Annotated in this window: 18 protein-coding genes, 19 tRNA genes and 3 rRNA genes; 4 read left to right on the top strand and 36 right to left on the bottom strand. The window is 42.5% G+C overall.

The features are described 5' to 3' along the window. Window positions 1–115: 115 nt before the first annotated feature. On the bottom strand, window positions 116–1,309 hold the full coding sequence (locus KB197_RS02640) for an O-antigen ligase family protein (protein ID WP_064275733.1): 1,194 nt from the start codon (window positions 1,307–1,309) through the stop codon (window positions 116–118). 282 nt (window positions 1,310–1,591) lie between these two features. On the opposite strand from KB197_RS02640, the gene birA reads away from it, so the two are divergent. Both birA and KB197_RS02630 read left to right on the top strand, forming a co-directional pair. Continuing rightward, window positions 1,592–2,527: a bifunctional biotin--[acetyl-CoA-carboxylase] ligase/biotin operon repressor BirA gene (birA, locus tag KB197_RS02635; RefSeq protein WP_064275732.1), complete on the top strand. Its 936-nt coding sequence runs from the start codon at window positions 1,592–1,594 to the stop codon at window positions 2,525–2,527. Between the two features lie 179 nt (window positions 2,528–2,706). After that, window positions 2,707–3,963 carry an ISL3 family transposase gene (locus KB197_RS02630; RefSeq protein ID WP_212574075.1) on the top strand — a complete coding sequence of 419 codons (1,257 nt, stop codon included), beginning with the start codon at window positions 2,707–2,709 and terminating at the stop codon, window positions 3,961–3,963. Between the two features lie 172 nt (window positions 3,964–4,135). Here KB197_RS02630 and KB197_RS02625 read toward each other — a convergent pair. The 23 genes from KB197_RS02625 to rlmD all read right to left on the bottom strand — a co-directional run bounded on the left by KB197_RS02625 (window position 4,136) and on the right by rlmD (window position 12,262). Continuing rightward, window positions 4,136–4,223: transfer RNA gene (locus KB197_RS02625), tRNA-Ser, on the bottom strand. Between the two features lie 6 nt (window positions 4,224–4,229). Then, a tRNA-Ile gene (locus tag KB197_RS02620) sits at window positions 4,230–4,303 on the bottom strand. A 34-nt stretch (window positions 4,304–4,337) separates the two neighbouring features. Continuing rightward, window positions 4,338–4,408, bottom strand: a tRNA-Gly gene (locus KB197_RS02615). Window positions 4,409–4,428: 20 nt separating this feature from the next. Beyond that, window positions 4,429–4,501 (bottom strand) — tRNA-Phe (locus KB197_RS02610). 3 nt (window positions 4,502–4,504) lie between these two features. After that, window positions 4,505–4,578 (bottom strand) — tRNA-Met (locus KB197_RS02605). Between the two features lie 10 nt (window positions 4,579–4,588). Continuing rightward, window positions 4,589–4,678, bottom strand: a tRNA-Ser gene (locus KB197_RS02600). Window positions 4,679–4,690: 12 nt separating this feature from the next. Then, a tRNA-Ile gene (locus KB197_RS02595) sits at window positions 4,691–4,764 on the bottom strand. A gap of 13 nt (window positions 4,765–4,777) precedes the next feature. Continuing rightward, a tRNA-Met gene (locus tag KB197_RS02590) sits at window positions 4,778–4,851 on the bottom strand. A 5-nt stretch (window positions 4,852–4,856) separates the two neighbouring features. Further along, window positions 4,857–4,930, bottom strand: a tRNA-Pro gene (locus KB197_RS02585). A 15-nt stretch (window positions 4,931–4,945) separates the two neighbouring features. Beyond that, window positions 4,946–5,019, bottom strand: a tRNA-Arg gene (locus KB197_RS02580). Window positions 5,020–5,030: 11 nt separating this feature from the next. Beyond that, window positions 5,031–5,116: transfer RNA gene (locus tag KB197_RS02575), tRNA-Leu, on the bottom strand. A 7-nt stretch (window positions 5,117–5,123) separates the two neighbouring features. Continuing rightward, window positions 5,124–5,195, bottom strand: a tRNA-Gly gene (locus KB197_RS02570). Window positions 5,196–5,217: 22 nt separating this feature from the next. Beyond that, window positions 5,218–5,290 (bottom strand) — tRNA-Thr (locus tag KB197_RS02565). 18 nt (window positions 5,291–5,308) lie between these two features. After that, window positions 5,309–5,390, bottom strand: a tRNA-Leu gene (locus KB197_RS02560). A gap of 5 nt (window positions 5,391–5,395) precedes the next feature. Then, window positions 5,396–5,468 (bottom strand) — tRNA-Lys (locus tag KB197_RS02555). Between the two features lie 23 nt (window positions 5,469–5,491). After that, a tRNA-Asp gene (locus tag KB197_RS02550) sits at window positions 5,492–5,564 on the bottom strand. A gap of 2 nt (window positions 5,565–5,566) precedes the next feature. Beyond that, window positions 5,567–5,639 (bottom strand) — tRNA-Val (locus tag KB197_RS02545). Between the two features lie 4 nt (window positions 5,640–5,643). Continuing rightward, window positions 5,644–5,759, bottom strand: a 5S ribosomal RNA gene (gene rrf / locus KB197_RS02540). A 76-nt stretch (window positions 5,760–5,835) separates the two neighbouring features. After that, window positions 5,836–8,737, bottom strand: a 23S ribosomal RNA gene (locus KB197_RS02535). 124 nt (window positions 8,738–8,861) lie between these two features. Next, window positions 8,862–8,934 (bottom strand) — tRNA-Ala (locus KB197_RS02530). A 51-nt stretch (window positions 8,935–8,985) separates the two neighbouring features. After that, window positions 8,986–10,531 (bottom strand): 16S ribosomal RNA (locus tag KB197_RS02525). Together the 16S, 23S and 5S rRNA genes with 19 tRNA genes alongside form the textbook arrangement of a ribosomal RNA operon. Before the next feature lie 242 nt (window positions 10,532–10,773). Beyond that, window positions 10,774–10,845: transfer RNA gene (locus KB197_RS02520), tRNA-Glu, on the bottom strand. A 49-nt stretch (window positions 10,846–10,894) separates the two neighbouring features. Then, a complete protein-coding gene (rlmD, locus tag KB197_RS02515; protein WP_212573683.1) occupies window positions 10,895–12,262 on the bottom strand; it encodes a 23S rRNA (uracil(1939)-C(5))-methyltransferase RlmD in 1,368 nt (455 codons plus the stop codon). Window positions 12,263–12,299: 37 nt separating this feature from the next. Here rlmD and recX point away from each other — a divergent pair, with 37 nt between their 5' ends. After that, the gene (gene recX, locus KB197_RS02510) at window positions 12,300–13,076 is read left to right on the top strand and encodes a recombination regulator RecX (RefSeq protein WP_212573684.1); all 777 of its coding nucleotides are present in this window, start codon (window positions 12,300–12,302) and stop codon (window positions 13,074–13,076) included. A gap of 88 nt (window positions 13,077–13,164) precedes the next feature. Then, window positions 13,165–13,698 carry a nucleoside tri-diphosphate phosphatase gene (locus tag KB197_RS02505; protein WP_000775316.1) on the top strand — a complete coding sequence of 178 codons (534 nt, stop codon included), beginning with the start codon at window positions 13,165–13,167 and terminating at the stop codon, window positions 13,696–13,698. Between the two features lie 70 nt (window positions 13,699–13,768). On the opposite strand, the gene KB197_RS02500 is transcribed toward KB197_RS02505, so the two are convergent. The 12 genes from KB197_RS02500 to KB197_RS02445 all read right to left on the bottom strand — a co-directional run bounded on the left by KB197_RS02500 (window position 13,769) and on the right by KB197_RS02445 (window position 23,710). Further along, a complete protein-coding gene (locus tag KB197_RS02500) occupies window positions 13,769–14,536 on the bottom strand; it encodes an epoxyqueuosine reductase QueH (protein WP_212573685.1) in 768 nt (255 codons plus the stop codon). 137 nt (window positions 14,537–14,673) lie between these two features. Next, window positions 14,674–16,296, bottom strand: coding sequence for a chaperonin GroEL (groL, locus tag KB197_RS02495; protein WP_212573686.1), 1,623 nt, complete (start codon window positions 16,294–16,296; stop codon window positions 14,674–14,676). Between the two features lie 15 nt (window positions 16,297–16,311). Beyond that, the gene (groES, locus tag KB197_RS02490) at window positions 16,312–16,596 is read right to left on the bottom strand and encodes a co-chaperone GroES (RefSeq protein WP_000917328.1); all 285 of its coding nucleotides are present in this window, start codon (window positions 16,594–16,596) and stop codon (window positions 16,312–16,314) included. 155 nt (window positions 16,597–16,751) lie between these two features. Next, window positions 16,752–17,147, bottom strand: a complete 396-nt coding sequence (locus KB197_RS02485; protein ID WP_000282441.1) for a single-stranded DNA-binding protein — start codon at window positions 17,145–17,147, stop codon at window positions 16,752–16,754. A 76-nt stretch (window positions 17,148–17,223) separates the two neighbouring features. Beyond that, a complete protein-coding gene (locus KB197_RS02480) occupies window positions 17,224–17,985 on the bottom strand; it encodes an SDR family NAD(P)-dependent oxidoreductase (RefSeq protein WP_212573687.1) in 762 nt (253 codons plus the stop codon). Between the two features lie 41 nt (window positions 17,986–18,026). Continuing rightward, on the bottom strand, window positions 18,027–18,653 hold the full coding sequence (gene ytpR, locus KB197_RS02475; RefSeq protein WP_212573688.1) for a YtpR family tRNA-binding protein: 627 nt from the start codon (window positions 18,651–18,653) through the stop codon (window positions 18,027–18,029). 15 nt (window positions 18,654–18,668) lie between these two features. Then, window positions 18,669–18,986, bottom strand: a complete 318-nt coding sequence (locus KB197_RS02470; protein WP_212573689.1) for a thioredoxin family protein — start codon at window positions 18,984–18,986, stop codon at window positions 18,669–18,671. Next, window positions 18,983–19,282 carry a DUF4651 domain-containing protein gene (locus KB197_RS02465; protein WP_001013971.1) on the bottom strand — a complete coding sequence of 100 codons (300 nt, stop codon included), beginning with the start codon at window positions 19,280–19,282 and terminating at the stop codon, window positions 18,983–18,985. The genes KB197_RS02470 and KB197_RS02465 overlap by 4 nt, the downstream gene beginning before the upstream one ends. Before the next feature lie 91 nt (window positions 19,283–19,373). Further along, the gene (locus KB197_RS02460; protein ID WP_042750236.1) at window positions 19,374–20,981 is read right to left on the bottom strand and encodes a CTP synthase; all 1,608 of its coding nucleotides are present in this window, start codon (window positions 20,979–20,981) and stop codon (window positions 19,374–19,376) included. Window positions 20,982–21,671: 690 nt separating this feature from the next. Next, window positions 21,672–22,997, bottom strand: a complete 1,326-nt coding sequence (locus KB197_RS02455) for an ISLre2 family transposase (protein ID WP_212573690.1) — start codon at window positions 22,995–22,997, stop codon at window positions 21,672–21,674. Between the two features lie 119 nt (window positions 22,998–23,116). Next, window positions 23,117–23,425: a hypothetical protein gene (locus KB197_RS02450; protein ID WP_061602690.1), complete on the bottom strand. Its 309-nt coding sequence runs from the start codon at window positions 23,423–23,425 to the stop codon at window positions 23,117–23,119. Between the two features lie 12 nt (window positions 23,426–23,437). Beyond that, window positions 23,438–23,710 (bottom strand): hypothetical protein, encoded by a 273-nt coding sequence (locus KB197_RS02445; protein WP_268715199.1) that lies wholly within the window; start codon window positions 23,708–23,710, stop codon window positions 23,438–23,440. Between the last annotated feature and the right edge of the window lie 18 nt (window positions 23,711–23,728).

Genomic DNA, 23,728 nt, shown 5'->3' with positions numbered 1-23,728 from the left:
AGAATAAAACAATTGTAACACTCATCGTTCTAACTGTCAACTATTTCGATTTGGAAATAATTTTTCCCAGTAAAAAAATCTCCTACCCAAGATAGAAGATTTTAATCTTATAAACTTAATCCGTCATGTCCGATACCAAAGTTCGATGCTCCAACGGAATACTGCACATAACTAGTAAGAAAATGAAACCTGACTGAATCCAGAAGAGGGCCAAGTCAAAAATTCCATGTACAGCAACCACTGTAAGGAAAGACAGATAAAGACCGATAATCGGACGTTTCCCCGACTCCTGACTCATATCCATCATCAATCGAACAGGAGCAACAGAAGACAAAACTAATAAAATAGTCCCCACAATTCCGTAACTCAGAATCGTATCGATATATAGACTGTGAGCATGTTCATGATAAGGAGCATTTATCCTAGGATAAGAGTGCATGTAGGTCAATGGCCCCTCACCCCAAAAAGGATTTTGCTTAAACAAAGCCATCCCAGCATCCCAGATAGAAATGCGCTCTTCCATAGAAGAGTCTAAAGTCCCCATCCGAACTCCCAAATCACTAGAAAAGAGGAAACTCAAGCCAATCGCGAAGACCCCAATACTCAGCCAAAAGGCCTTCCAGTTTTTAATGGTTGTAAAGAGATAAATAATGGCGCCAGCAATAATAGCAGGAAAGGCAGTTCGATTTTGAGTAAAGTTCAAACCAAAGAGATTCACAAAGCCTGCAATCACACAGAATACTTTCAACCAATTCAACTTGGTCGTTGTAAACAGATAGAAGGCAATCATGATACAGAAACAACAAATAATTCCATAATAATTAGGATTAAAGAAGGTCACTTCTGCACGATTCTGATGCCAGACCTGCATATTGGGTGAAAGAAAAGCATAATTGAATTTCTTCACAATTTGGAAATGTTCTAAACTCGCAAAAGCAGCTGACAATACACTACCAAATAAGACGAGCTGCAAAATCAAGCGAAAGAATTTATGTGATAAAATCGACTGATAATGCAAAAAGAAAACAGTAAATAGAAAAATTCCTACTGAAGCCACAACTCCCATCCAATTTTGTGCAAAAACGGATATAACAGTACTATAGCCTAGAAAAAGAAGCAGCATCGGATGCTCCCCCATTTTCTGAAGAATACTTTTCATATCCCCTGTAAAAATTAAACTGATAATATATAAACAGAATACAACTACAAAAAGATAAAAGGGTAAAAAGATACTCAGGATAATTCCCAATAAAATCAGCTCTTTACTAGACAACCCTTTCAGCTTTTCAATAAAGCCTATTGATTTCAAAATGAATCCTTTCTCTCCAAATCAATTGATTCAGATAATAGTAAGCTACCCTATATTGTACCACTTTTTTAGCAATTTGAAAACAAAGGAAACGTTTACTAGGTAAAAAAGGGCGCAAAAATACTTATATTTCAAAACTCAAACTTAATGACTAGATTTACTATAAGAAAATCATACCGTAAAGACTAGGTATATGTTAAAATAGTAGTAATATAATAAGGTTTTGACCAATTATCCAAACTATATTTAAATCATTTACAATTTCTAAAGAAAGGAAACACTATGAAATCCTACCAAGCCGTCTACCAAATTCTAGCTAAAGAAACCGATTATATCAGCGGAGAAAAAATTGCAGAAGAACTATCACTGACTCGAACATCAATTTGGAAAGCCATCAAGCGTTTAGAACAAGAAGGCATTGAAATTGATAGTATCAAAAACAAAGGCTATAAACTGGTGAATGGAGACCTTATTCTTCCAGAACTTCTAGAACAAAATCTTCCAATTAAAATCAGTTTTAAACACGAAACAAGATCAACACAACTCGATGCAAAAGAAGCAATTGATTTAAGAAATGAAGCAAACACCCTCTATCTAGCTTCCTATCAAACAGCTGGCCGAGGCCGTTTTCAACGTTCTTTCTACTCACCCCAAGGTGGCATTTATATGACACTCCATCTTAAACCCAATCTCCCCTATGACCAATTACCATCCTACACACTACTTGTAGCCGGAGCTATCTACAAAGCCATTAAGAACCTAACATTAATAGATGTCGACATAAAATGGGTCAATGATATCTACCTCAAAAATCATAAAATTGGAGGAATCCTCACTGAGGCAATAACATCTGTAGAAACTGGCTTAGTCACAGATATCATTATTGGAGTAGGAATCAACTTTACTATTAAAGACTTCCCTCAAGAATTAAAAGAAAAAGCTGCTAGCTTATTTAATGTACCAGCACCTATTACTAGAAATGAATTAATTATCGAAATATGGCGCACTTTCTTCGAAACACCAGCAGATGAGTTATTATACCTATATAAAAAACAGTCCTTCGTTCTAGGAAAAGAAGTGACTTTTACACTAGATCAAAAAGACTACAAAGGACTTGCTAAAGATATCTCAGAAAATGGCAAACTTTTAGTTCAATGTGATAACGGAAAAGAAATATGGCTTAATAGCGGAGAAATTTCACTCAAGAGTTGGAAGTAGTAATAAACAAGCACAACCATAAAATCAATAATATATAAAGATTTTAGCTTTTCTGGGCTCTATAATATTTGTAGTGGGTAAATCCCCTATAGATATTATGGAGCCTATTTTTGTGTAGAAAAAAAGTCCCATATGACCTATAATGAAAAGCGACGAAACAACTCATTAGAAAGAATCATATGGAACCATTACATTTTATCACAAAACTACTCGATATCAAAGACCCTAATGTCCAAATTATGGATGTTGTTAATAGAGATACCCACAAGGAAATCATCGCTAAACTGGATTATGAGGCCCCATCTTGTCCTGAATGTGGAAGTCAAATGAAGAAATATGACTTCCAAAAACCATCGAAAATTCCTTACCTTGAAACAACTGGTATGCCTACCAGAATCCTCCTTAAAAAGCGTCGTTTCAAGTGCTATCATTGCTCTAAAATGATGGTCTCACAGACCTCTCTCGTCGAGAAAAATCACCAAATTCCTCGTATTATCAACCAAAAAATTGCGCAAAAATTGATTGAAAAAACTTCTATGACCGATATCGCTCATCAACTGGCTATTTCAACTTCAACTGTCATTCGCAAGCTTAATGACTTCCGTTTTAAGCATGATTTTTCTCGTCTTCCAGAGATTATGTCTTGGGACGAGTATGCCTTTACCAAGGGAAAGATGAGTTTCATTGCACAAGATTTTGATAATCTTAACATCATCACTGTTCTTGAAGGCAGAACACAGGCTATCATACGAAATCACTTTCTGCGCTACGAGCGAGCTGTTCGTTGTCAGGTGAAAATCATTACGATGGATATGTTTAGTCCTTATTATGCCTTGGCTAAACAGCTTTTTCCATGTGCTAAAATCGTTCTAGATCGATTTCACATTGTACAACACTTAAGCCGTGCTATGAGTCGTGTTCGTGTCCAAATCATGAATCAATTTGAGCGAAAATCCCATGAATACAAAGCCATCAAGCGCTACTGGAAGCTCATACAGCAGGATAGTCGTAAACTCAGTGATAAACGTTTTTATCGCCCTACTTTTCGCATGCACTTAACAAATAAAGAAATTCTAGACAAGCTTTTGAGCTATTCAGAAGACTTGAGACACCACTACAATCTCTATCAGCTCTTACTTTTTCACTTTCAGAACAAGGAGCCAGACAAATTCTTCGGACTTATTGAGGACAATCTAAAGCAGGTTCATCCTCTTTTTCAGACTGTCTTTAAAACCTTCCTCAAGGATAAAGAAAAGATTGTCAACGCCCTTCAACTACCCTATTCCAACGCCAAATTGGAAGCGACCAATAATCTCATCAAACTTATCAAGCGAAATGCCTTTGGTTTTCGGAACTTTGAAAACTTCAAAAAACGGATTTTTATCGCTCTCAATATCAAAAAAGAAAGGACGAAATGTGTCCTTTCTCGATCTTAGCTTTTCTTCAACCCACTACAGTTGACAAAGAGCCCTTTTCTGCAGCCCACTACAGTTGACAAAGAGCGCAAAAAAACTTCAGATAAGTAATCCAATTAAGTTTTACAAATCTGAAGTTTTTATTCTACAATTCTTAAAAATACAAAAAAAGAGTTATAAACTCTCAATAAAACGGAGAATAAGGGATTCGAACCCTTGCGCCAGTTACCCGACCTAACGATTTAGCAAACCGTCCTCTTCAGCCTCTTGAGTAATTCTCCTATTAATGGGCACGAGTGGACTCGAACCACCGACCTCACGCTTATCAGGCGTGCGCTCTAACCAACTGAGCTACGCGCCCAAGTTAAAAACTTGGTATTTTGAACAAAGTTCAAAGCGGGTGACGAGAATCGAACTCGCGACAACAGCTTGGAAGGCTGTAGTTTTACCACTAAACTACACCCGCACATACACTATAAGTAAAAATGGCGCGAGACGGAATCGAACCGCCGACACATGGAGCTTCAATCCATTGCTCTACCAACTGAGCTACCGAGCCTTATTGCGGGAGCAGGATTTGAACCTACGACCTTCGGGTTATGAGCCCGACGAGCTACCGAGCTGCTCCATCCCGCGCTAATACAAAAGGAGGATGTGGGATTCGAACCCACGCACGCTTTTACACGCCTGACGGTTTTCAAGACCGTTCCCTTCAGCCGGACTTGGGTAATCCTCCATACTATTCAAATGGACCTTGTAGGACTTGAACCTACGACCACTCGGTTATGAGCCGAGAGCTCTAACCAGCTGAGCTAAAGGTCCAACAAGATCATTATAGCGGCGAAGGGGATCGAACCCCCGACCTCCCGGGTATGAACCGGACGCTCTAGCCAGCTGAGCTACACCGCCATATATCGGGAAGACAGGATTCGAACCTGCGACACCTTGGTCCCAAACCAAGTACTCTACCAAGCTGAGCTACTTCCCGAGTTAAATAGAAAAATGCACCCTAGAGGAGTCGAACCTCTAACCGCCTGATTCGTAGTCAGGTACTCTATCCAGTTGAGCTAAGGGTGCTCATTATATTATGCCGAGGACCGGAATCGAACCGGTACGATCGTTACCAATCGCAGGATTTTAAGTCCTGTGCGTCTGCCAGTTCCGCCACCCCGGCCTCTCTAAGCGAACGACGGGATTCGAACCCGCGACCCCCACCTTGGCAAGGTGGTGTTCTACCACTGAACTACGTTCGCACTGTTTTCTTCTATCTAAAAATGCCGGCTACATGACTTGAACACGCGACCCTCTGATTACAAATCAGATGCTCTACCAACTGAGCTAAGCCGGCTCATTTATTATATCTTAATGCGGGTTAAGGGACTTGAACCCCCACGCCGTTAAGCGCCAGATCCTAAATCTGGTGCGTCTGCCAATTCCGCCAAACCCGCATATATGACCCGTACTGGGCTCGAACCAGTGACCCATTGATTAAAAGTCAATTGCTCTACCAACTGAGCTAACGAGTCTAAAATAACTGACGTTATTCTAACGGTCCCGACGGGAATCGAACCCGCGATCTTCGCCGTGACAGGGCGACGTGATAACCGCTACACTACGGGACCTATGGGAGTTAACGGGATCGAACCGCTGACCCTCTGCTTGTAAGGCAGATGCTCTCCCAGCTGAGCTAAACTCCCTAGAGCTAAGCGACTTCCATATCTCACAGGGGGCAACCCCCAACTACTTCCGGCGTTCTAGGGCTTAACTTCTGTGTTCGGCATGGGTACAGGTGTATCTCCTAGGCTATCGTCACTTAACTCTGAGTAATACCTACTCAAAATTGAATATCTATTCAAACTAAGAAAACCGTTCGCTTTCATATTCTCAGTTACTTTGGATAAGTCCTCGAGCTATTAGTATTAGTCCGCTACATGTGTCGCCACACTTCCACTTCTAACCTATCTACCTGATCATCTCTCAGGGCTCTTACTGATATAAAATCATGGGAAATCTCATCTTGAGGTGGGTTTCACACTTAGATGCTTTCAGCGTTTATCCCTTCCCTACATAGCTACCCAGCGATGCCTTTGGCAAGACAACTGGTACACCAGCGGTAAGTCCACTCTGGTCCTCTCGTACTAGGAGCAGATCCTCTCAAATTTCCTACGCCCGCGACGGATAGGGACCGAACTGTCTCACGACGTTCTGAACCCAGCTCGCGTGCCGCTTTAATGGGCGAACAGCCCAACCCTTGGGACCGACTACAGCCCCAGGATGCGACGAGCCGACATCGAGGTGCCAAACCTCCCCGTCGATGTGAACTCTTGGGGGAGATAAGCCTGTTATCCCCAGGGTAGCTTTTATCCGTTGAGCGATGGCCCTTCCATACGGAACCACCGGATCACTAAGCCCGACTTTCGTCCCTGCTCGAGTTGTAGCTCTCGCAGTCAAGCTCCCTTATACCTTTACACTCTGCGAATGATTTCCAACCATTCTGAGGGAACCTTTGGGCGCCTCCGTTACCTTTTAGGAGGCGACCGCCCCAGTCAAACTGCCCGTCAGACACTGTCTCCGATAGGGATCACCTATCCGGGTTAGAGTGGCCATAACACAAGGGTAGTATCCCAACAACGTCTCCTTCGAAACTGGCGTCCCGATCTCATAGACTCCTACCTATCCTGTACATGTGGTACAGACACTCAATATCAAACTGCAGTAAAGCTCCATGGGGTCTTTCCGTCCTGTCGCGGGTAACCTGCATCTTCACAGGTACTAAAATTTCACCGAGTCTCTCGTTGAGACAGTGCCCAAATCATTACGCCTTTCGTGCGGGTCGGAACTTACCCGACAAGGAATTTCGCTACCTTAGGACCGTTATAGTTACGGCCGCCGTTTACTGGGGCTTCAATTCATACCTTCGCTTACGCTAAGCACTCCTCTTAACCTTCCAGCACCGGGCAGGCGTCACCCCCTATACATCATCTTACGATTTAGCAGAGAGCTGTGTTTTTGATAAACAGTTGCTTGGGCCTATTCACTGCGGCTGACGTAAAGTCAGCACCCCTTCTCCCGAAGTTACGGGGTCATTTTGCCGAGTTCCTTAACGAGAGTTCTCTCGCTCACCTGAGGCTACTCGCCTCGACTACCTGTGTCGGTTTGCGGTACGGGTAGAGTATGTTTAAACGCTAGAAGCTTTTCTTGGCAGTGTGACGTCACTAACTTCGCTACTAAACTTCGCTCCCCATCACAGCTCAATGTTATAGATATAAGCATTTGACTCATATCACACCTCACTGCTTAGACAGACTCTTCCAATCGTCTGCTTTAGTTAGCCTACTGCGTCCCTCCATCACTACATACTCTAGTACAGGAATATCAACCTGTTTTCCATCGGATACACCTTTCGGTCTCTCCTTAGGTCCCGACTAACCCAGGGCGGACGAGCCTTCCCCTGGAAACCTTAGTCTTACGGTGGACAGGATTCTCACCTGTCTTTCGCTACTCATACCGGCATTCTCACTTCTATGCGTTCCAGCGCTCCTCACGGTACACCTTCATCACACATAGAACGCTCTCCTACCATACCTATAAAGGTATCCACAGCTTCGGTAAATTGTTTTAGCCCCGGTACATTTTCGGCGCAGGGTCACTCGACTAGTGAGCTATTACGCACTCTTTGAATGAATAGCTGCTTCTAAGCTAACATCCTAGTTGTCTGTGCAACCCCACATCCTTTTCCACTTAACAATTATTTTGGGACCTTAGCTGGTGGTCTGGGCTGTTTCCCTTTCGACTACGGATCTTAGCACTCGCAGTCTGACTGCCGACCATAATTCATTGGCATTCGGAGTTTATCTGAGATTGGTAATCCGGGATGGACCCCTCACCCAAACAGTGCTCTACCTCCAAGAATCTCTAATGTCGACGCTAGCCCTAAAGCTATTTCGGAGAGAACCAGCTATCTCCAAGTTCGTTTGGAATTTCTCCGCTACCCACAAGTCATCCAAGCACTTTTCAACGTGCCCTGGTTCGGTCCTCCAGTGCGTCTTACCGCACCTTCAACCTGCTCATGGGTAGGTCACATGGTTTCGGGTCTACGTCATGATACTAAGGCGCCCTATTCAGACTCGGTTTCCCTACGGCTCCGTCTCTTCAACTTAACCTCGCATCATAACGTAACTCGCCGGTTCATTCTACAAAAGGCACGCTCTCACCCATTAACGGGCTCGAACTTGTTGTAGGCACACGGTTTCAGGTTCTATTTCACTCCCCTCCCGGGGTGCTTTTCACCTTTCCCTCACGGTACTGGTTCACTATCGGTCACTAGGGAGTATTTAGGGTTGGGAGATGGTCCTCCCAGATTCCGACGGGATTTCACGTGTCCCGCCGTACTCAGGATACTGCTAGGTACAAAGACTATTTTAAATACGAGGCTATTACTCTCTTTGGCTGATCTTCCCAAATCATTCTTCTATAATCTTTGAGTCCACATTGCAGTCCTACAACCCCGAAGAGTAAACTCTTCGGTTTGCCCTTCTGCCGTTTCGCTCGCCGCTACTAAGGCAATCGCTTTTGCTTTCTCTTCCTGCAGCTACTTAGATGTTTCAGTTCACTGCGTCTTCCTCCTCACATCCTTAACAGATGCGGGTAACAGGTAGTACCTGTTGGGTTCCCCCATTCGGAAATCCCTGGATCATCGCTTACTTACAGCTACCCAAGGCATATCGTCGTTTGTCACGTCCTTCTTCGGCTCCTAGTGCCAAGGCATCCACCGTGCGCCCTTATTAACTTAACCTTATTTTCTGACCTTTCAGTCATAAACTCTTATTAATACTACAGCGTTTTCGGTTTATTTTCTTGTTACTATTTGATATAGATATTCAATTTTCAATGTGCATTACTTGGTGATCTCTCACCAATGGAGCCTAGCGGGATCGAACCGCTGACCTCCTGCGTGCAAAGCAGGCGCTCTCCCAGCTGAGCTAAGGCCCCACAAGACCTCTCAAGACTAAACAAGACCAATGCGCAATTCCTTATCCTTAGAAAGGAGGTGATCCAGCCGCACCTTCCGATACGGCTACCTTGTTACGACTTCACCCCAATCATCTATCCCACCTTAGGCGGCTGGCTCCTTACGGTTACCTCACCGACTTCGGGTGTTACAAACTCTCGTGGTGTGACGGGCGGTGTGTACAAGGCCCGGGAACGTATTCACCGCGGCGTGCTGATCCGCGATTACTAGCGATTCCGACTTCATGTAGGCGAGTTGCAGCCTACAATCCGAACTGAGACTGGCTTTAAGAGATTAGCTTGCCGTCACCGGCTTGCGACTCGTTGTACCAGCCATTGTAGCACGTGTGTAGCCCAGGTCATAAGGGGCATGATGATTTGACGTCATCCCCACCTTCCTCCGGTTTATTACCGGCAGTCTCGCTAGAGTGCCCAACTGAATGATGGCAACTAACAATAGGGGTTGCGCTCGTTGCGGGACTTAACCCAACATCTCACGACACGAGCTGACGACAACCATGCACCACCTGTCACCTCTGTCCCGAAGGAAAGCTCTATCTCTAGAGCGGTCAGAGGGATGTCAAGACCTGGTAAGGTTCTTCGCGTTGCTTCGAATTAAACCACATGCTCCACCGCTTGTGCGGGCCCCCGTCAATTCCTTTGAGTTTCAACCTTGCGGTCGTACTCCCCAGGCGGAGTGCTTAATGCGTTAGCTACGGCACTAAACCCCGGAAAGGGTCTAACACCTAGCACTCATCGTTTACGGCGTGGACTACCAGGGTATCTAATCCTGTTTGCTCCCCACGCTTTCGAGCCTCAGCGTCAGTTACAAGCCAGAGAGCCGCTTTCGCCACCGGTGTTCCTCCATATATCTACGCATTTCACCGCTACACATGGAATTCCACTCTCCCCTCTTGCACTCAAGTTAAACAGTTTCCAAAGCGTACTATGGTTAAGCCACAGCCTTTAACTTCAGACTTATCTAACCGCCTGCGCTCGCTTTACGCCCAATAAATCCGGACAACGCTCGGGACCTACGTATTACCGCGGCTGCTGGCACGTAGTTAGCCGTCCCTTTCTGGTAAGATACCGTCACAGTGTGAACTTTCCACTCTCACACTCGTTCTTCTCTTACAACAGAGCTTTACGATCCGAAAACCTTCTTCACTCACGCGGCGTTGCTCGGTCAGACTTCCGTCCATTGCCGAAGATTCCCTACTGCTGCCTCCCGTAGGAGTCTGGGCCGTGTCTCAGTCCCAGTGTGGCCGATCACCCTCTCAGGTCGGCTATGTATCGTCGCCTTGGTGAGCCGTTACCCCACCAACTAGCTAATACAACGCAGGTCCATCTGGTAGTGATGCAATTGCACCTTTTAAGCAAATGTCATGCAACATCTACTCTTATGCGGTATTAGCTATCGTTTCCAATAGTTATCCCCCGCTACCAGGCAGGTTACCTACGCGTTACTCACCCGTTCGCAACTCATCCGGAGAAGCAAGCTCCTCCTTCAGCGTTCTACTTGCATGTATTAGGCACGCCGCCAGCGTTCGTCCTGAGCCAGGATCAAACTCTCATTAAAAGTTTGAGTTCTCACTCATTTCTGTCACTGACAGATTTATTGTTTTTTTCATTGTTCAGTACTACAACCTTAGTTGTAGTGCCCTGCACATTGGTTCGTCTTGTTCAGTTTTCAAAGGTCTTTGTCACTTGCTTCTCTCAAGTGACAACTATATTAGTATATCACAGTCGCTTTCGCTTGTCAACACTTTTTTGAAACTTTTTTAATCTTTTTTCATCAAGTGCCTCAACCGCAACATACCATAGTCCGTACGGGATTCGAACCCGTGTTACCGCCGTGAAAAGGCGGTGTCTTAACCCCTTGACCAACGGACCAGAGCTGTTATTTTCAACTCTTACTATTATACAGACTTTTCAAACTTTGTCAACAACTTTTTGAAACTTTTTTTATTAATTTTACAACAGCTTCCGTTCGAGCTGTATGTGGGAACATATCTACCGACTGGATATAATGGAGATCATAGACTTCTACTAAGCGTACTAAATCACGAGCCAAGGTCGAAACATTGCAAGAAATATAGACCATTTTTTCTGGTACATAGGTAAGAATAGTATCTAGTAACTTATCGTCCAGACCTGTACGTGGTGGATCCACAATCAGAGCATCTGCTCGGTAGCCTTCCTTATACCAGCGAGGAATAATCTCCTCGGCTGTTCCAGCTTCGTAATGTGTGTTGTCAAATCCCATTCTTTTAGCATTTCGCTTGGCATCTTCAATGGCTTCTGGAATAATATCCATACCTCTGAGTGTTTTAACTTTCTTTGCGAAGGCAAATCCAATCGTTCCAACTCCACAATAAGCATCAATCAAATGGTCTTCTTTATTTACATCCAAGGCTTTTACCGCCTCGTTATAAAGAACTTCTGTTTGTTCAGGATTTAGTTGATAGAAAGCTCGAGGAGATAGTGAAAATTCATAATCGAGTACACCTTCTTGAATACTCTCTTCTCCCCAGATAATCTCTGTCTTTTCACCATAAATCTCACTGGTTTTAGCTGTATTTGTATTTACAGCTACTGTCACAACTTCTGGGAAATCTTTAACTAAGTCTTTTACTAGTTGGGTTAAATTAAGCTGACGGTTTGTAACAATAATAATCTGAACCTGTCCAGTCTTTCTTGCTCGTCGGGCCATTATCGTTCTAACACCTAGAACTTTTCTCTCATCCGTGATTGGAATCTGGTGATAAGTAAGTAATTCTGCTAGACGATTAGCAATCACTTGGGTTTCCTTGTCTTGTACCAGGCAGTCTTTCAACTCTACTAAATAGTGAGAGTTTTGTGCATACAGACCTGCCTTGACCTGATTTTTAAATTTTCGAGTCTGAAATTGTAACTTAGCACGATAGTACTTGGGTTCCTGCATTCCAATCGTCGGGCGGATTTCATAGTTTTCATATCCTGCAGGGGCAAATTTTTTTAGCGCTTGGTGAAGTAAGTCCGTCTTGAACTCCAGCTGCTTATCATAATGCAGGTGCATGATTTGGCAGCCTCCGCATTCATTGTAAATAGTACAAGCTGGCACAACACGGAATTTAGACTTCTTGTTGACCTTCAGTAGTTTTGCCTCTACAAAGTTACGTTTAATAGAAGTAATCTGACAATAGATATCTTCACCTTTGAGAGCACCAGGCACAAAGACTAAGGTTTTTTGATAAAAGCCGATTCCCTCACCATTAATTCCCATGCGCTTGATTTTTAATGGTATTTTTTGTTTCACTTTCAGATTCATACCCCTATCTTATCACATTTTGAGTTATAATAGAACTATGAAAATCACAAAACTTGAAAAGAAAAAAAGACTCTATCTGATGGAGCTTGATAATGACGACAAATGCTACATTACTGAAGATACTATTGTTCGTTTTATGTTATCGAGAGATAAGGTGATAAGTGAAGAAGAATTGAAAGATATTCAGGACTTTGCCCAATTTTCTTACGGTAAGAATCTAGCTCTCTACCACCTATCCTTTAAAGCTCGCACTGAAAAAGAAGTCAGAGAATATCTGAAAAAATACGATATTAATGAAAACATAGTTTCTCAAGTCATTGCTAATCTTAAAGAAGATAAGTGGATTAATGATGGTCAGTACGCTTATGCCATCATCAATGCCAATCAACTTTCAGGAGACAAGGGTCCTTATGTACTGACTCAGAAACTAGCTCAAAAAGGGATTTCAAAATCTACTATAGAAGAGAACTTGAAAGAATTTGATTTTTCGGAAGTTGCTCAACGTGTAGCTAATAAACTATTGAAAAAATATGAGGGAAAACTTCCAGCTCGTGCCTTGCAAGATAAGATAATCCAAAATCTGACCAACAAGGGGTTTTCCTATTCTGATGCTAAAACTGCCTTTGACCAGTTGGATAGTCAAGTTGATCAAGAAACGACTCAGGAACTCATCTTCAAGGAACTTGATAAGCAATATGCTAAGTATACCCGAAAATATGAAGGATACGAACTTAAACAGCGTTTAACTCAAGTTTTAGCACGAAAAGGCTACGATTTTTCGGATATAGCAAGCGCTCTCATAGAATATCTTTAATATTTTCATGTAAAATTCACAGATTTTAGGTAATTTTATGGTACAATAGTAAACGATAAACTTATAAATTGTAGAAAGTTGGTTAGTTATGAAGCTTCCAAAAGAAGGCGACTTTATTACAATTCAAAGTTATAAGCATGATGGGAGTCTCCACCGAACTTGGCGGGACACCATGGTACTAAAAACAACAGAAAACGCCATTATTGGTGTCAACGATCATACACTGGTTACCGAAAGTGATGGTCGTCGTTGGGTCACTCGAGAACCGGCTATTGTTTACTTTCACAAGAAATATTGGTTTAATATCATTGCCATGATTCGCGATAATGGAATTTCCTACTATTGCAATATGGCTAGCCCCTACTATCTGGATGAAGAAGCACTGAAGTATATTGATTACGATTTGGATGTTAAAATTTTTACAGATGGGGAAAAACGTCTCTTGGACGTTGAGGAGTATGAGCGTCACAAACGCAAAATGAATTATTCTGATGACTTGGACTATATTTTAAAAGAACATGTCAAAATTCTTGTTGATTGGATTAACAATGGACGAGGTCCTTTCTCAGAAGCCTATGTAAACATTTGGTACAAGCGCTATGTAGAACTAAAGAATCGGTAAAGTTGTCAAACTGGGGTCAAAGCCCTGGTTTTTTTATTTAAAAAAACCAGCTTTTCAGCTGGGTTGTTCTCTATATATCTAATTTCGTAACAGTAAACTTGATATGAGAATAGTCTTTTTCAACATCCTTATCCAGCAAGAAAGCCGTGGCATCCTTCTTAACCTGAACCAAATCAATATTCTGAGCTTGGGCTGCATAGACGCATCCGCAATAACATTGACGATAGATATCATACTCTTCACACATCTCTACCGAACGTTTGTAGCCTTGATTTTTCTTGAAATCACTTGGAAGATAGTGGGTTGTATAAATTTTTTGCACATCGATTCCGATGCTGTTAATGGTTTGAGAATTCTTATGAGGACTGATGGTCAAGGCTGAGCCAAAGTAGTCAAATCCTAAGTCCATAGCCACTTGAGCTGTCTTATCCAGTCGGTAGTCAAAGCAAACCTTGCAACGGTCGCCACCTTCTGGCTCTTCTTCCAGTCCTCTGACTAACTTATGGTATTCATTTGGTTCATAGGGAGCTTCTAGATACTGGACCGTATTTCCAGTTCGCTCATTGAAATCACTGACAAATTTCTTGGTGACGTAAGCCCGCTTATGGTATTCTGCCTTGGGATGGATATTGGAATTAGCAAAATAGATAGTCACATCTGCATACTTGGTCAAATATTCTAGTGTATAGGTACTACAAGGGGCACAGCAAACATGCATGAGAATGGTTGGCCGTTGCTCATTTTTCTCCCATACTTGTACCATCTTCTGCATGACACGGTCATAATTAATCTTCTGATTGGGGTTCATCTTGCTCAGAATTTCTTCTACATCGATCATGTTCTTCTCCTTTTTCTAGTCTTATTTTATCATATAAGTTAGGAGAGCTCAAATCAATTTAGAAGTGAATATCATAAAAAGGAGGAATAGACATTCCCTCCTTTTGTGTTTTTTATAAGTTATTTTCTATAGAAAGCTTACATCATGCCACCCATCATGCTTGGATCCATGGCTGGAGCCGGAGCTGCTGGTTCTGGTTTATTAGCTACGACTGCTTCTGTTGTCAAAATCAAGCTGGCTACAGATGCTGCATTTTGTAGGGCTGAACGGCTCACTTTAACTGGGTCGATAATCCCTTGTTCAATCATGTTGACCCACTCGCCAGTTGCTGCGTTGAAGCCTGTACCAAGCTCAGCATTCTTCAAACGATCGATAACGATAGATCCTTCAAATCCTGCATTGTGGGCAATTTGACGGACTGGTTCTTCCAATGCACGGAGAACAATATTGCGGCCTGTTGCTTCGTCTCCTGTTAATTCCAAATCAGCCACGGCTGGGATAACATTTACAAGGGCTGTTCCACCACCTGCAACGATTCCTTCTTCAACAGCTGCACGAGTAGCGTTGAGGGCATCTTCAATGCGGAGTTTCATTTCTTTCAACTCAGTTTCAGTTGCGGCTCCAACCTTAATAACCGCTACACCACCTGACAATTTTGCCAAGCGTTCTTGCAATTTTTCACGATCAAATTCAGAAGTTGTGGTTTCGATTTGAGACTTGATAACTGCAACACGGTGAGAAATCGCTTCAGGATTTCCAGCACCTTCTACGATAACAGTGCTATCTTTGTCCACAGTTACTCTCGCTGCTTGACCAAGTGCTTCAATTGTAGCATCTTTCAACTCAAGACCTAGGTCTTCTGTGATAACTGTTCCGCCTGTTAAGATGGCGATATCTTCGAGCATAGCTTTACGACGGTCACCAAATCCAGGTGCCTTGACTGCTACCACGTTGAAGGTTCCACGAATCTTGTTCAAAACAAGAGTTGGAAGAGCTTCGCCATCCACATCATCCGCAATAATCAAGAGTGGACGATTGCTTTGGAGAATGCTTTCTAGAAGTGGCAAGATTTCTTGAATATTTGAAATCTTCTTATCAGTAATCAAAATGTATGGATTTTCAAGGTCAGCCACCATTTTTTCGCTATCTGTCACCATGTACTGTGAAAGGTAACCACGGTCAAACTGCATTCCTTCTACGACTTCAAGCTCTGTTTCCATACCACGTGACTCTTCAATGGTGATGACTCCGTCTTTACCAACTTTTTCCATGGCTTCAGAAATGTACTCCCCAACTTTTTCAGAACGAGAAGATACGGCAGCAACCTGAGCGATAGCTTCTTTATTGGCAACAGGGATGGCGTTGTTTTTCAAGGCTTCAACTGCTGCAGCAACTGCTGTTTCAATCCCACGACGAATGCCGATTGGGTTGGCACCTGCAGTGACATTTTTGATTCCTTCACGGACAATTGCTTGGGTCAAAACAGTTGCAGTTGTAGTCCCATCACCTGCAATATCATTGGTTTTTGAAGCTACTTCTGATACCAATTTGGCACCCATATTTTCAAAATGGTCTTCCAATTCGATTTCTTTGGCAATGGTCACACCGTCATTGGTAATCAAGGGTGAGCCAAATGATTTTTCCAACACAACGTTACGACCTTTTGGTCCCAAGGTTACTTTAACAGTATCTGCAAGGATATCGACACCACGAACCATAGCTGAACGGGCATCTGATGAAAATTTAATTTCTTTTGACATACTTACTTTCTCCTTCTATTCTTCAATGATAGCCAAGATGTTAGCTTCGCCAACGATGATGTACTTTTCATCGCCGTCTTTGACATCAAGACCTGCGTGTGCTTCAACTAAGACACGATCTCCAGGCTTAACACTTGGAGCTACCAAGTCACCGTTCAAGGTACGAACACCTTGTCCAGTAGCCACAACTTGGGCTGTTTTTGTTTTTTCTTGAGCTGAACCTGCAAGGACAAAACCTCCAACAGTTTGTTCTTTTTCTTCGATTTTCAAGACCACACGGTCTCCTAATGGTTTCAACATCTGTTTTCCTCCATGATGAACTACATATTATTAGCACTCTTTATATATGAGTGCTAATTTATAGTTCTATTGTATCACTTGGTCAGAAATAGTCAAGAAAAAAGTCTGACTTTCTCAAGATAAAAAGCCTGAGACCAACTCAGACTTTTTAATGTTTAAAATGGTAATTCCTCCTCTTCCAAAACCAAATCCGCTAGGTCTTGGCCTGCATTATTTTCACGCATGGCACGTTGAGCACGACTTTCCAAGAGTTGGAATCCTGTGGCAAGTACTTCAGTCACATAGTTCATCTGACCATTTTTCTCAAAACGACGTGTACGTAATTCTCCATCCACTGAAATGAGACTTCCTTTGGTTGCGTAGCTTGCCAAAGTTTCTGCTAGTCTACCCCATAAAACCATATTAACAAAATCAGCTTCACGTTCACCATTTTGGTCTTTATATCGACGGTTCACGGCGATAGTTGCTCGCGCTACTGACTTGTCATTGTTGGTTTTGTGCAATTCTGGTGTAGACGTTAAACGTCCAATTAAGATAACTTTATTATACATATTTTCTTCCTCCTACTTATCTATTCGTAGGAAATCAAAAAAGTTACAGAAATTTGTAACTTTTCGAGGAAATTTTTTACTTTTTATGAACCATAAATCCTGTTGCTTGTTGATTGGCCATAATGGTCATATCTGTAATCTGAACACGACTAGGTTGACTGGTCACATAGACTACTGTGTCTGCAATATCCTGAGCTTGCAAGGCTTCTATTCCTTGGTAAACGGACGCAGCTCTCTCTTTATCACCATGAAAACGTACCGTCGAAAAATCTGTTTCGACAATTCCAGGCTGAATGGTCGTCACCTTGATATCCGTTGCAATGGTATCAATTCGTAGTCCATCTGAAAAAGTCTTAACCGCTGCCTTGGTAGCTGAATAAACAGCGGCACCCGCATAGGCATAAATTCCTGCGGTTGACCCCATATTGATGATATGTCCTTGATTGGCTTTTACCATTGCTGGCAAGAAACAGCGAGTGACTGCCATCAAACCTTTGACATTAGTATCCAGCATGGTCAACATATCCAACTCTTCATAGTCCTGATAAGGTGCTAAACCTAGAGCCAGTCCGGCATTGTTGACCAAGATATCAATCTGACCTATCGTTTCTAGAATATCAGAGCAGACAGTCTTCACCATATTCATATCCGTGACATCTAGTGGAAAGGTCCAGACGGTTTGATTTGGAAAGACTTCTGCAAACTCCGACTTAAGAGCTTCTAGTTTATCTGTCCGTCGTCCTGTTAGAACGACATTCTCACCCTGCTCCAGATAAGCACGCGCAATCGCTTCACCAATTCCTGATGTCGCTCCTGTAATCACAACATTTTTTGCCATCTTATTTCCTTCTAGCTGGTCTATCAGATACTAACAACTTCTTAGGCAGTCCAGTGTTTCGCTGGATCAAATGGAGTTCCAACAACTTGGTCTTCTGATAATTCAATAATACCACGTTTTTGCGGAGCATTTGGCAGATGCAATTCACGAGGACTACACATCATGCCAAAACTCTTTTCACCACGAAGTTCGCCTGGGAAAATAAGATTGCCTTTGGGCATCATAGCTCCTGGAAGAGCCACAATGGTTTTCAACCCGACACGCGCATTGGGAGCCCCTGCAACGATTTGCACTGTCTTGTCACTTGCGACTGCAACTTTGCAGATGTTGAGATGGTCACTATCTGGATGAGCTACCATCTCGACAATTTCACCAACAACAAACTTAGGTTCTTTGTCATTAACAATTTCCTCTGCAAAACCTTCCGTTTGTAATTCTTGGTTCAAACGAACTACTTGTTCATCTGATAAAAAGACTTGACCGCGCTCTGCAATTTCAAACAAACTTGAAACTTCGAAAATATTCCACGCCACTGTTTCCCCATTATCTTTGAGGAAAACACGAGCTACCTTGCCTTTGCGCTCCACATCCAGTTTGGCATCTCCGCTATTTTTCGCGATGACCATAAGGACATCACCGACATGTTCTTTGTTATATGTAAAAATCATTGTTTCCTTTTTCTCCTACTTCAGTCCTGCTAAAAAGTCGTTAATTTGTTGCTTGCTTTTACGGTCGCGATTAACAAAACGACCAATTTCCTTGTCTTTTTCTAGAACAACAAGGCTAGGAATTCCATATACATCCCAGAGTTTGGCCAAATCCATATACTGGTCTCTATCCACTCGAATAAAGGTGAACTCTGGATTGGTCTCCTCAATTTCTGGCAAGGCAGGATAGATATAACGACAATCGCCACACCAGTCCGCCACAAAAAGAAAGACCTTCTTCCCATCTTTTCTCACTAAAGATGCTAATTCTTCTATACTTGCTGGTTGTATCATAAGACTTCCTCCTCATAGACTAGGTCTTCATTTTCATAGACAAAGGTATAATGACGACCATCCTCAAAAATGACGCCACCAACCAAGCTCTCCAGACTGCTTTCATAAACTTGAACATAGAGGGTCGCAATTTCCCCCATGTCTGAAAAATGGTCTCGCACAATCGCTGTCAACTCTTCCTGAGTCTTCATGAGCTTACGGTCATCTGCAACTTTTTTCGTAGCAAGGGCAAGGCTCCCAATACCAAGCAGAGCCAAGCCTGCCATCCACATTTTTTTAGCTTTCATACCATTCATTTTAACACAAAAAAGGCTTTAGGACAAATGAGGAAGTAGCAGAAAAGCAAGTTAAAAACCTCTGAGATTGTTCTCAAAGGTTCTGATTTTGCTAATTGCTGTTCTCAACTGCTGCAGTGACAAAGGCAGTGTAGAGTTCTTCTGGACGGTTTGGACGACTTGAAAGTTCAGGGTGATACTGACACGCTACAAAAAATTTATTTTCAGGAATTTCCACAATTTCGACCAAGCGATTGTCTGGAGAAACTCCTGAGAAGACAAAGCCTGCTGCCTCAAACTGCTCACGGAAGGCATTGTTAAACTCATAACGGTGACGGTGACGGCGTTGCACCACTTCTTGATTGTGATAAGCAGCCGCAGCCTTAGAGCCACGTTTCAACTTAGATGGATAAAGTCCCAAACGAAGGGTTCCACCCATATCCTCAACATCAATCTGATCACGCATGATATCAATGATAGGGTATTTTGTTTCTGGTGCAAGCTCTGCAGAATTGGCACCTTCAAGCCCCAAAACATGACGAGCAAACTCGATACAAGTCAACTGCATGCCCAAGCAGACTCCCAACATTGGAACATCATTCTCACGCGCATAGCGAATGGCTTGGATTTTGCCTTCAGTACCACGTTGACCAAAACCACCTGGTACGATGATTCCGTCCGCATCAGACAAAAGCTCTTCCACATTCTCTGCTGTCACATCATTGGCATTGATCCAATTGATTTTCACTTCTGCGTCGTTGGCATAACCAGAGTGTTTCAAGGCTTCAACCACAGAAATGTAGGCATCTTGCAACTCAACATACTTACCGACAAGGGAAATTTTAACTTGTTTCTTGAGGTTCATGACCTTGTCCACCATAGCTGACCATTCTGTCATATCCGCTACTGGTGCGTCTAATTTCAAATGGTCACAGACAATTTGGTCCATACCTTGCGCCTGCAAGTTCAATGGAATTTGGTAAAGGTGTTCAACATCCAACGATTCGATAACGGCTTCTGGTGCCACATCACAGAACTGGGCTAGTTTGTTTTTAATTCCTTGACCAGCTGGCTCTTCTGTACGAATAACCAACATATTTGGTTGGATTCCCAGTCCACGCAATTCTTTTACAGAGTGTTGAGTTGGTTTGGTCTTCATTTCACCAGCAGCCTTGAGGTATGGAAGCAAAGTTGTATGGATGTACATAACATTATCTGCACCCACATCTGCCTTCATCTGACGAAGAGCCTCTAGGAATGGTAAGGACTCGATATCTCCTACTGTTCCACCAACTTCTGTGATAATGACATCAGAGTCGGTCGTTACAGCGGCACGCTTGATTTTCTCTTTCAAAGCATCTGTGATATGAGGAATAACCTGAACAGTTGCCCCAAGGTATTCTCCACGGCGTTCTTTACGCAGAACTTCACTGTAAATTTTACCAGTAGTCACGTTGGAATATTTGTTGAGATTGATATCGATGAAACGTTCATAGTGACCCAAGTCCAAATCTGTCTCAGCCCCATCATCTGTCACAAAGACTTCTCCGTGCTGGTAAGGACTCATGGTTCCCGGATCGATATTGATATAAGGGTCAAACTTTTGAATCGTTACTTTGAGACCACGATTTTTCAAGAGACGGCCTAGACTTGCTGCCACAATCCCTTTCCCAATAGACGATACCACACCGCCAGTTACAAAAATATATTTCGTAGACATAGATTCCTCTTTCTAAAATGCTCAAGGCCTTGTTAACTACGAGGGGACATAGGAAACAAGACCCTACTAATAAGATAATCTGGGACGACTGCGCCAGATTCACAACTAATACTCTTCAAAAATCTCTTCAAACCGCGTCAGCGTCGCCTTGCCGTACTCAAGTACAGCCTGCGGCTAGCTTCCTAGTTTGCTTTTTGATTTTCATTGAGTATAAAATACAAGAATATAACTTCTTGAAAAAACAAAAATAGCTCCCTAAGAACTAGGGAGCCCCGACCTCTAAAAGAGGTGCCCGAACAATATGATACCTAAAAATAGGATAATTGTCAATAGCTAACTTTTATTCGTATGTGGTAGAATTTTTTAGAAAGCCCATTTCTTGTAATATGAAAGGAGAACTTTGACCGAGGAGTGCAAAAAAGACTGAACATTTTTCTTGCTCAGTCTTGACAGAATGGACTTTATCCTGTATCATTAGATGAAGACTGAGTAAGAAGGACGAGTTCTTACTCGGTAAGGCGGAAGGTGTTGACGCACCTTTCGTCTTTTTTTATTCGATTTATTTAATAAGTATTATAGCACACAAGTACCCACTATGCAAGTATTTTCTGTAAAAAAACAGCAGAAAAAACACTTTTTTGAAAAAGCGATAATTATATAATTTATTATATATCTTATTGTATAACTTTTTTATTTTCCAAGACGACGTTTAGAAGGATAACGGAAATTACGCAAGCAATAACGACGTTTTATCTTGTTCTGTTTAATCTTAATTGTCCCTCCAGTTACCCCTTCAAGATCCATCATTTCCTGATATTCCTTCCGCCAGGAACCAAAGAAAAGCTCACGTAGGCCGTCTTCATAATTGAGAACAATCATTTGACTCATGGTCTGAGCGCCTAGTACCGTCCAGTACATGCCTCGCTTTTTCATGCGATAGGTGACTTTTCTGTGCTGGCTTTCCATAACCCCAATTCCCGAAGAACTCAGTCCCCTCAAATTAGCTGGTTTGGTGTATTGGAAATTTTGAAGGAGCTTGTTTTTAAAGTGTTCAAACTCTTCTTCCTCCTCTTCTGTGGACAGGAAGCCCTCTGTCGTATCAAGGACAGTCCGCAGCTTTTCTTTGTCGTGCTGCTTGATCGCCTGGAAAGCTAAATCCATGAGTTCTTCTGCATAAGGCCTAAAAGCAAGCTTAAGTTTCTGATTGACATGGTAAGCGTCCCAGAAGTGCTCATGACGCTTTACCTTTAGGGCTTTAGCTATCTCTTTAAAGATATAGGGTGTATAGCCATGACCGCCGTCCGAATTGGTAATCAGGATAGTTTCTTCCTGGATGTCAAAGTGGTTATATAGATAGTCTAGCACTTGATCTCTCGCCGATCGATTATCTAAGGAGATAAACTCTTTTTTCCCTTGGAGTTCAAAGCGGTTACTTCCCACCTTTTTGCTTCCCGTGTGAATGACAAAATGAGAGAGATCATAGTTTCGACTAGGATCTTCCTGATCACTCGCTTTCACCATAACCCCATCTCCTTCAATATAAATCACATCGACAGCACACTTTTCTTGAGCCTCTTCATCTCCATAAAAGCGATAATCTGCTTTCTCCTTCAAAAGTTCATCGCAAAGTTTGACAGCCTTCACAACAATCGGCTTGGTGATACGGATATGATAAGTCAACTGAATAACCTGGATGACCTTATCATAAGGCATCAAGGTAGAGAGGCAGGCCACCTGGTACATAAACTCCCAGGAGAAGCGGGTGTTTTTAGACAAGCCTAGTTTCTCATCAACAGGAACGACCCACTCACCCCCTTTCTTCCACCGGCGGCGTCTGAAGGTAATCTCTCCAAAAGTAAAGGCAACCGTCCGCTCCATTGAGTGAATACAAGTATAACCTCTGGCTTTCATGATGGGAACCATCTCTTCATCATACTGAACAATGCTCTCATAAACATCTTTCGCATTTTGCGCAAATAATTGATCCTTTAATTCTCTTTCATCAAAAACAGTCATTAACACTCTCCTTGAAAGTTAAATTAAAATCTATTTTAATCAATTTTTACCTCTTTTTTCAACTAATAGACCTTAAATAAAAAAAGAGCCTCACTTGGAATGAAGCTCATTTTCTTATTTTATTTTTTCTTCTGGATAGAGTTCACCAGACGTTCAAAGACTGGATAAGCAATCATTGAGCAGGGGATGACTAGGAGAATAGCTACAATAGAGTCTGCTATAAAGGAGAAGTCCCCTGTAAAATGAACCATTATAGCAATAAGGGCAATAGGAAGAACCAAGACTGGTACAAACTTCAGAGACAGCAGCCCTACAGTCAGCAGGAACAGCATGCTTAAGCCATAGGACTTATAAAAGACAAAGACAGCCACCGCTGCCAGAAAGATGAAGAACAGTCGAACTAAGTTTTTCATATTCAGGATAATCATAAGCTTATCTCCTTACTTTTTAAGCTTTCGCTGCATCCTTTCCCACTCCCGAATGATCAGATTTTCTAAATAATCTGAAGCTGATTTAGCTTGATGGTATTCCACCAACTCCTCCAGCTTGTCATAGCGGACATCTTCGTGTAAGGAAAAAGGATAGCGGCCTTTCTTGTTATAGTTAGATGCAGCCTTTTTAGAGGTGCGGTTGCTTTTTGGGGGTGTCACGGACTGAGAAAGGGCTTCATTCAGGGATTGTTTTAACTTATCTTTATTTGGATTAAATGCCATTATTAATCTCTCCTCTTT

Source organism: Streptococcus sp. 11-4097 (assembly GCF_018215285.2).
GTDB lineage: Bacteria > Bacillota > Bacilli > Lactobacillales > Streptococcaceae > Streptococcus.
The sequence above is the reverse complement of the archived record's forward strand: the minus strand, read 5'-3'. Positions and strand labels throughout refer to the sequence as shown.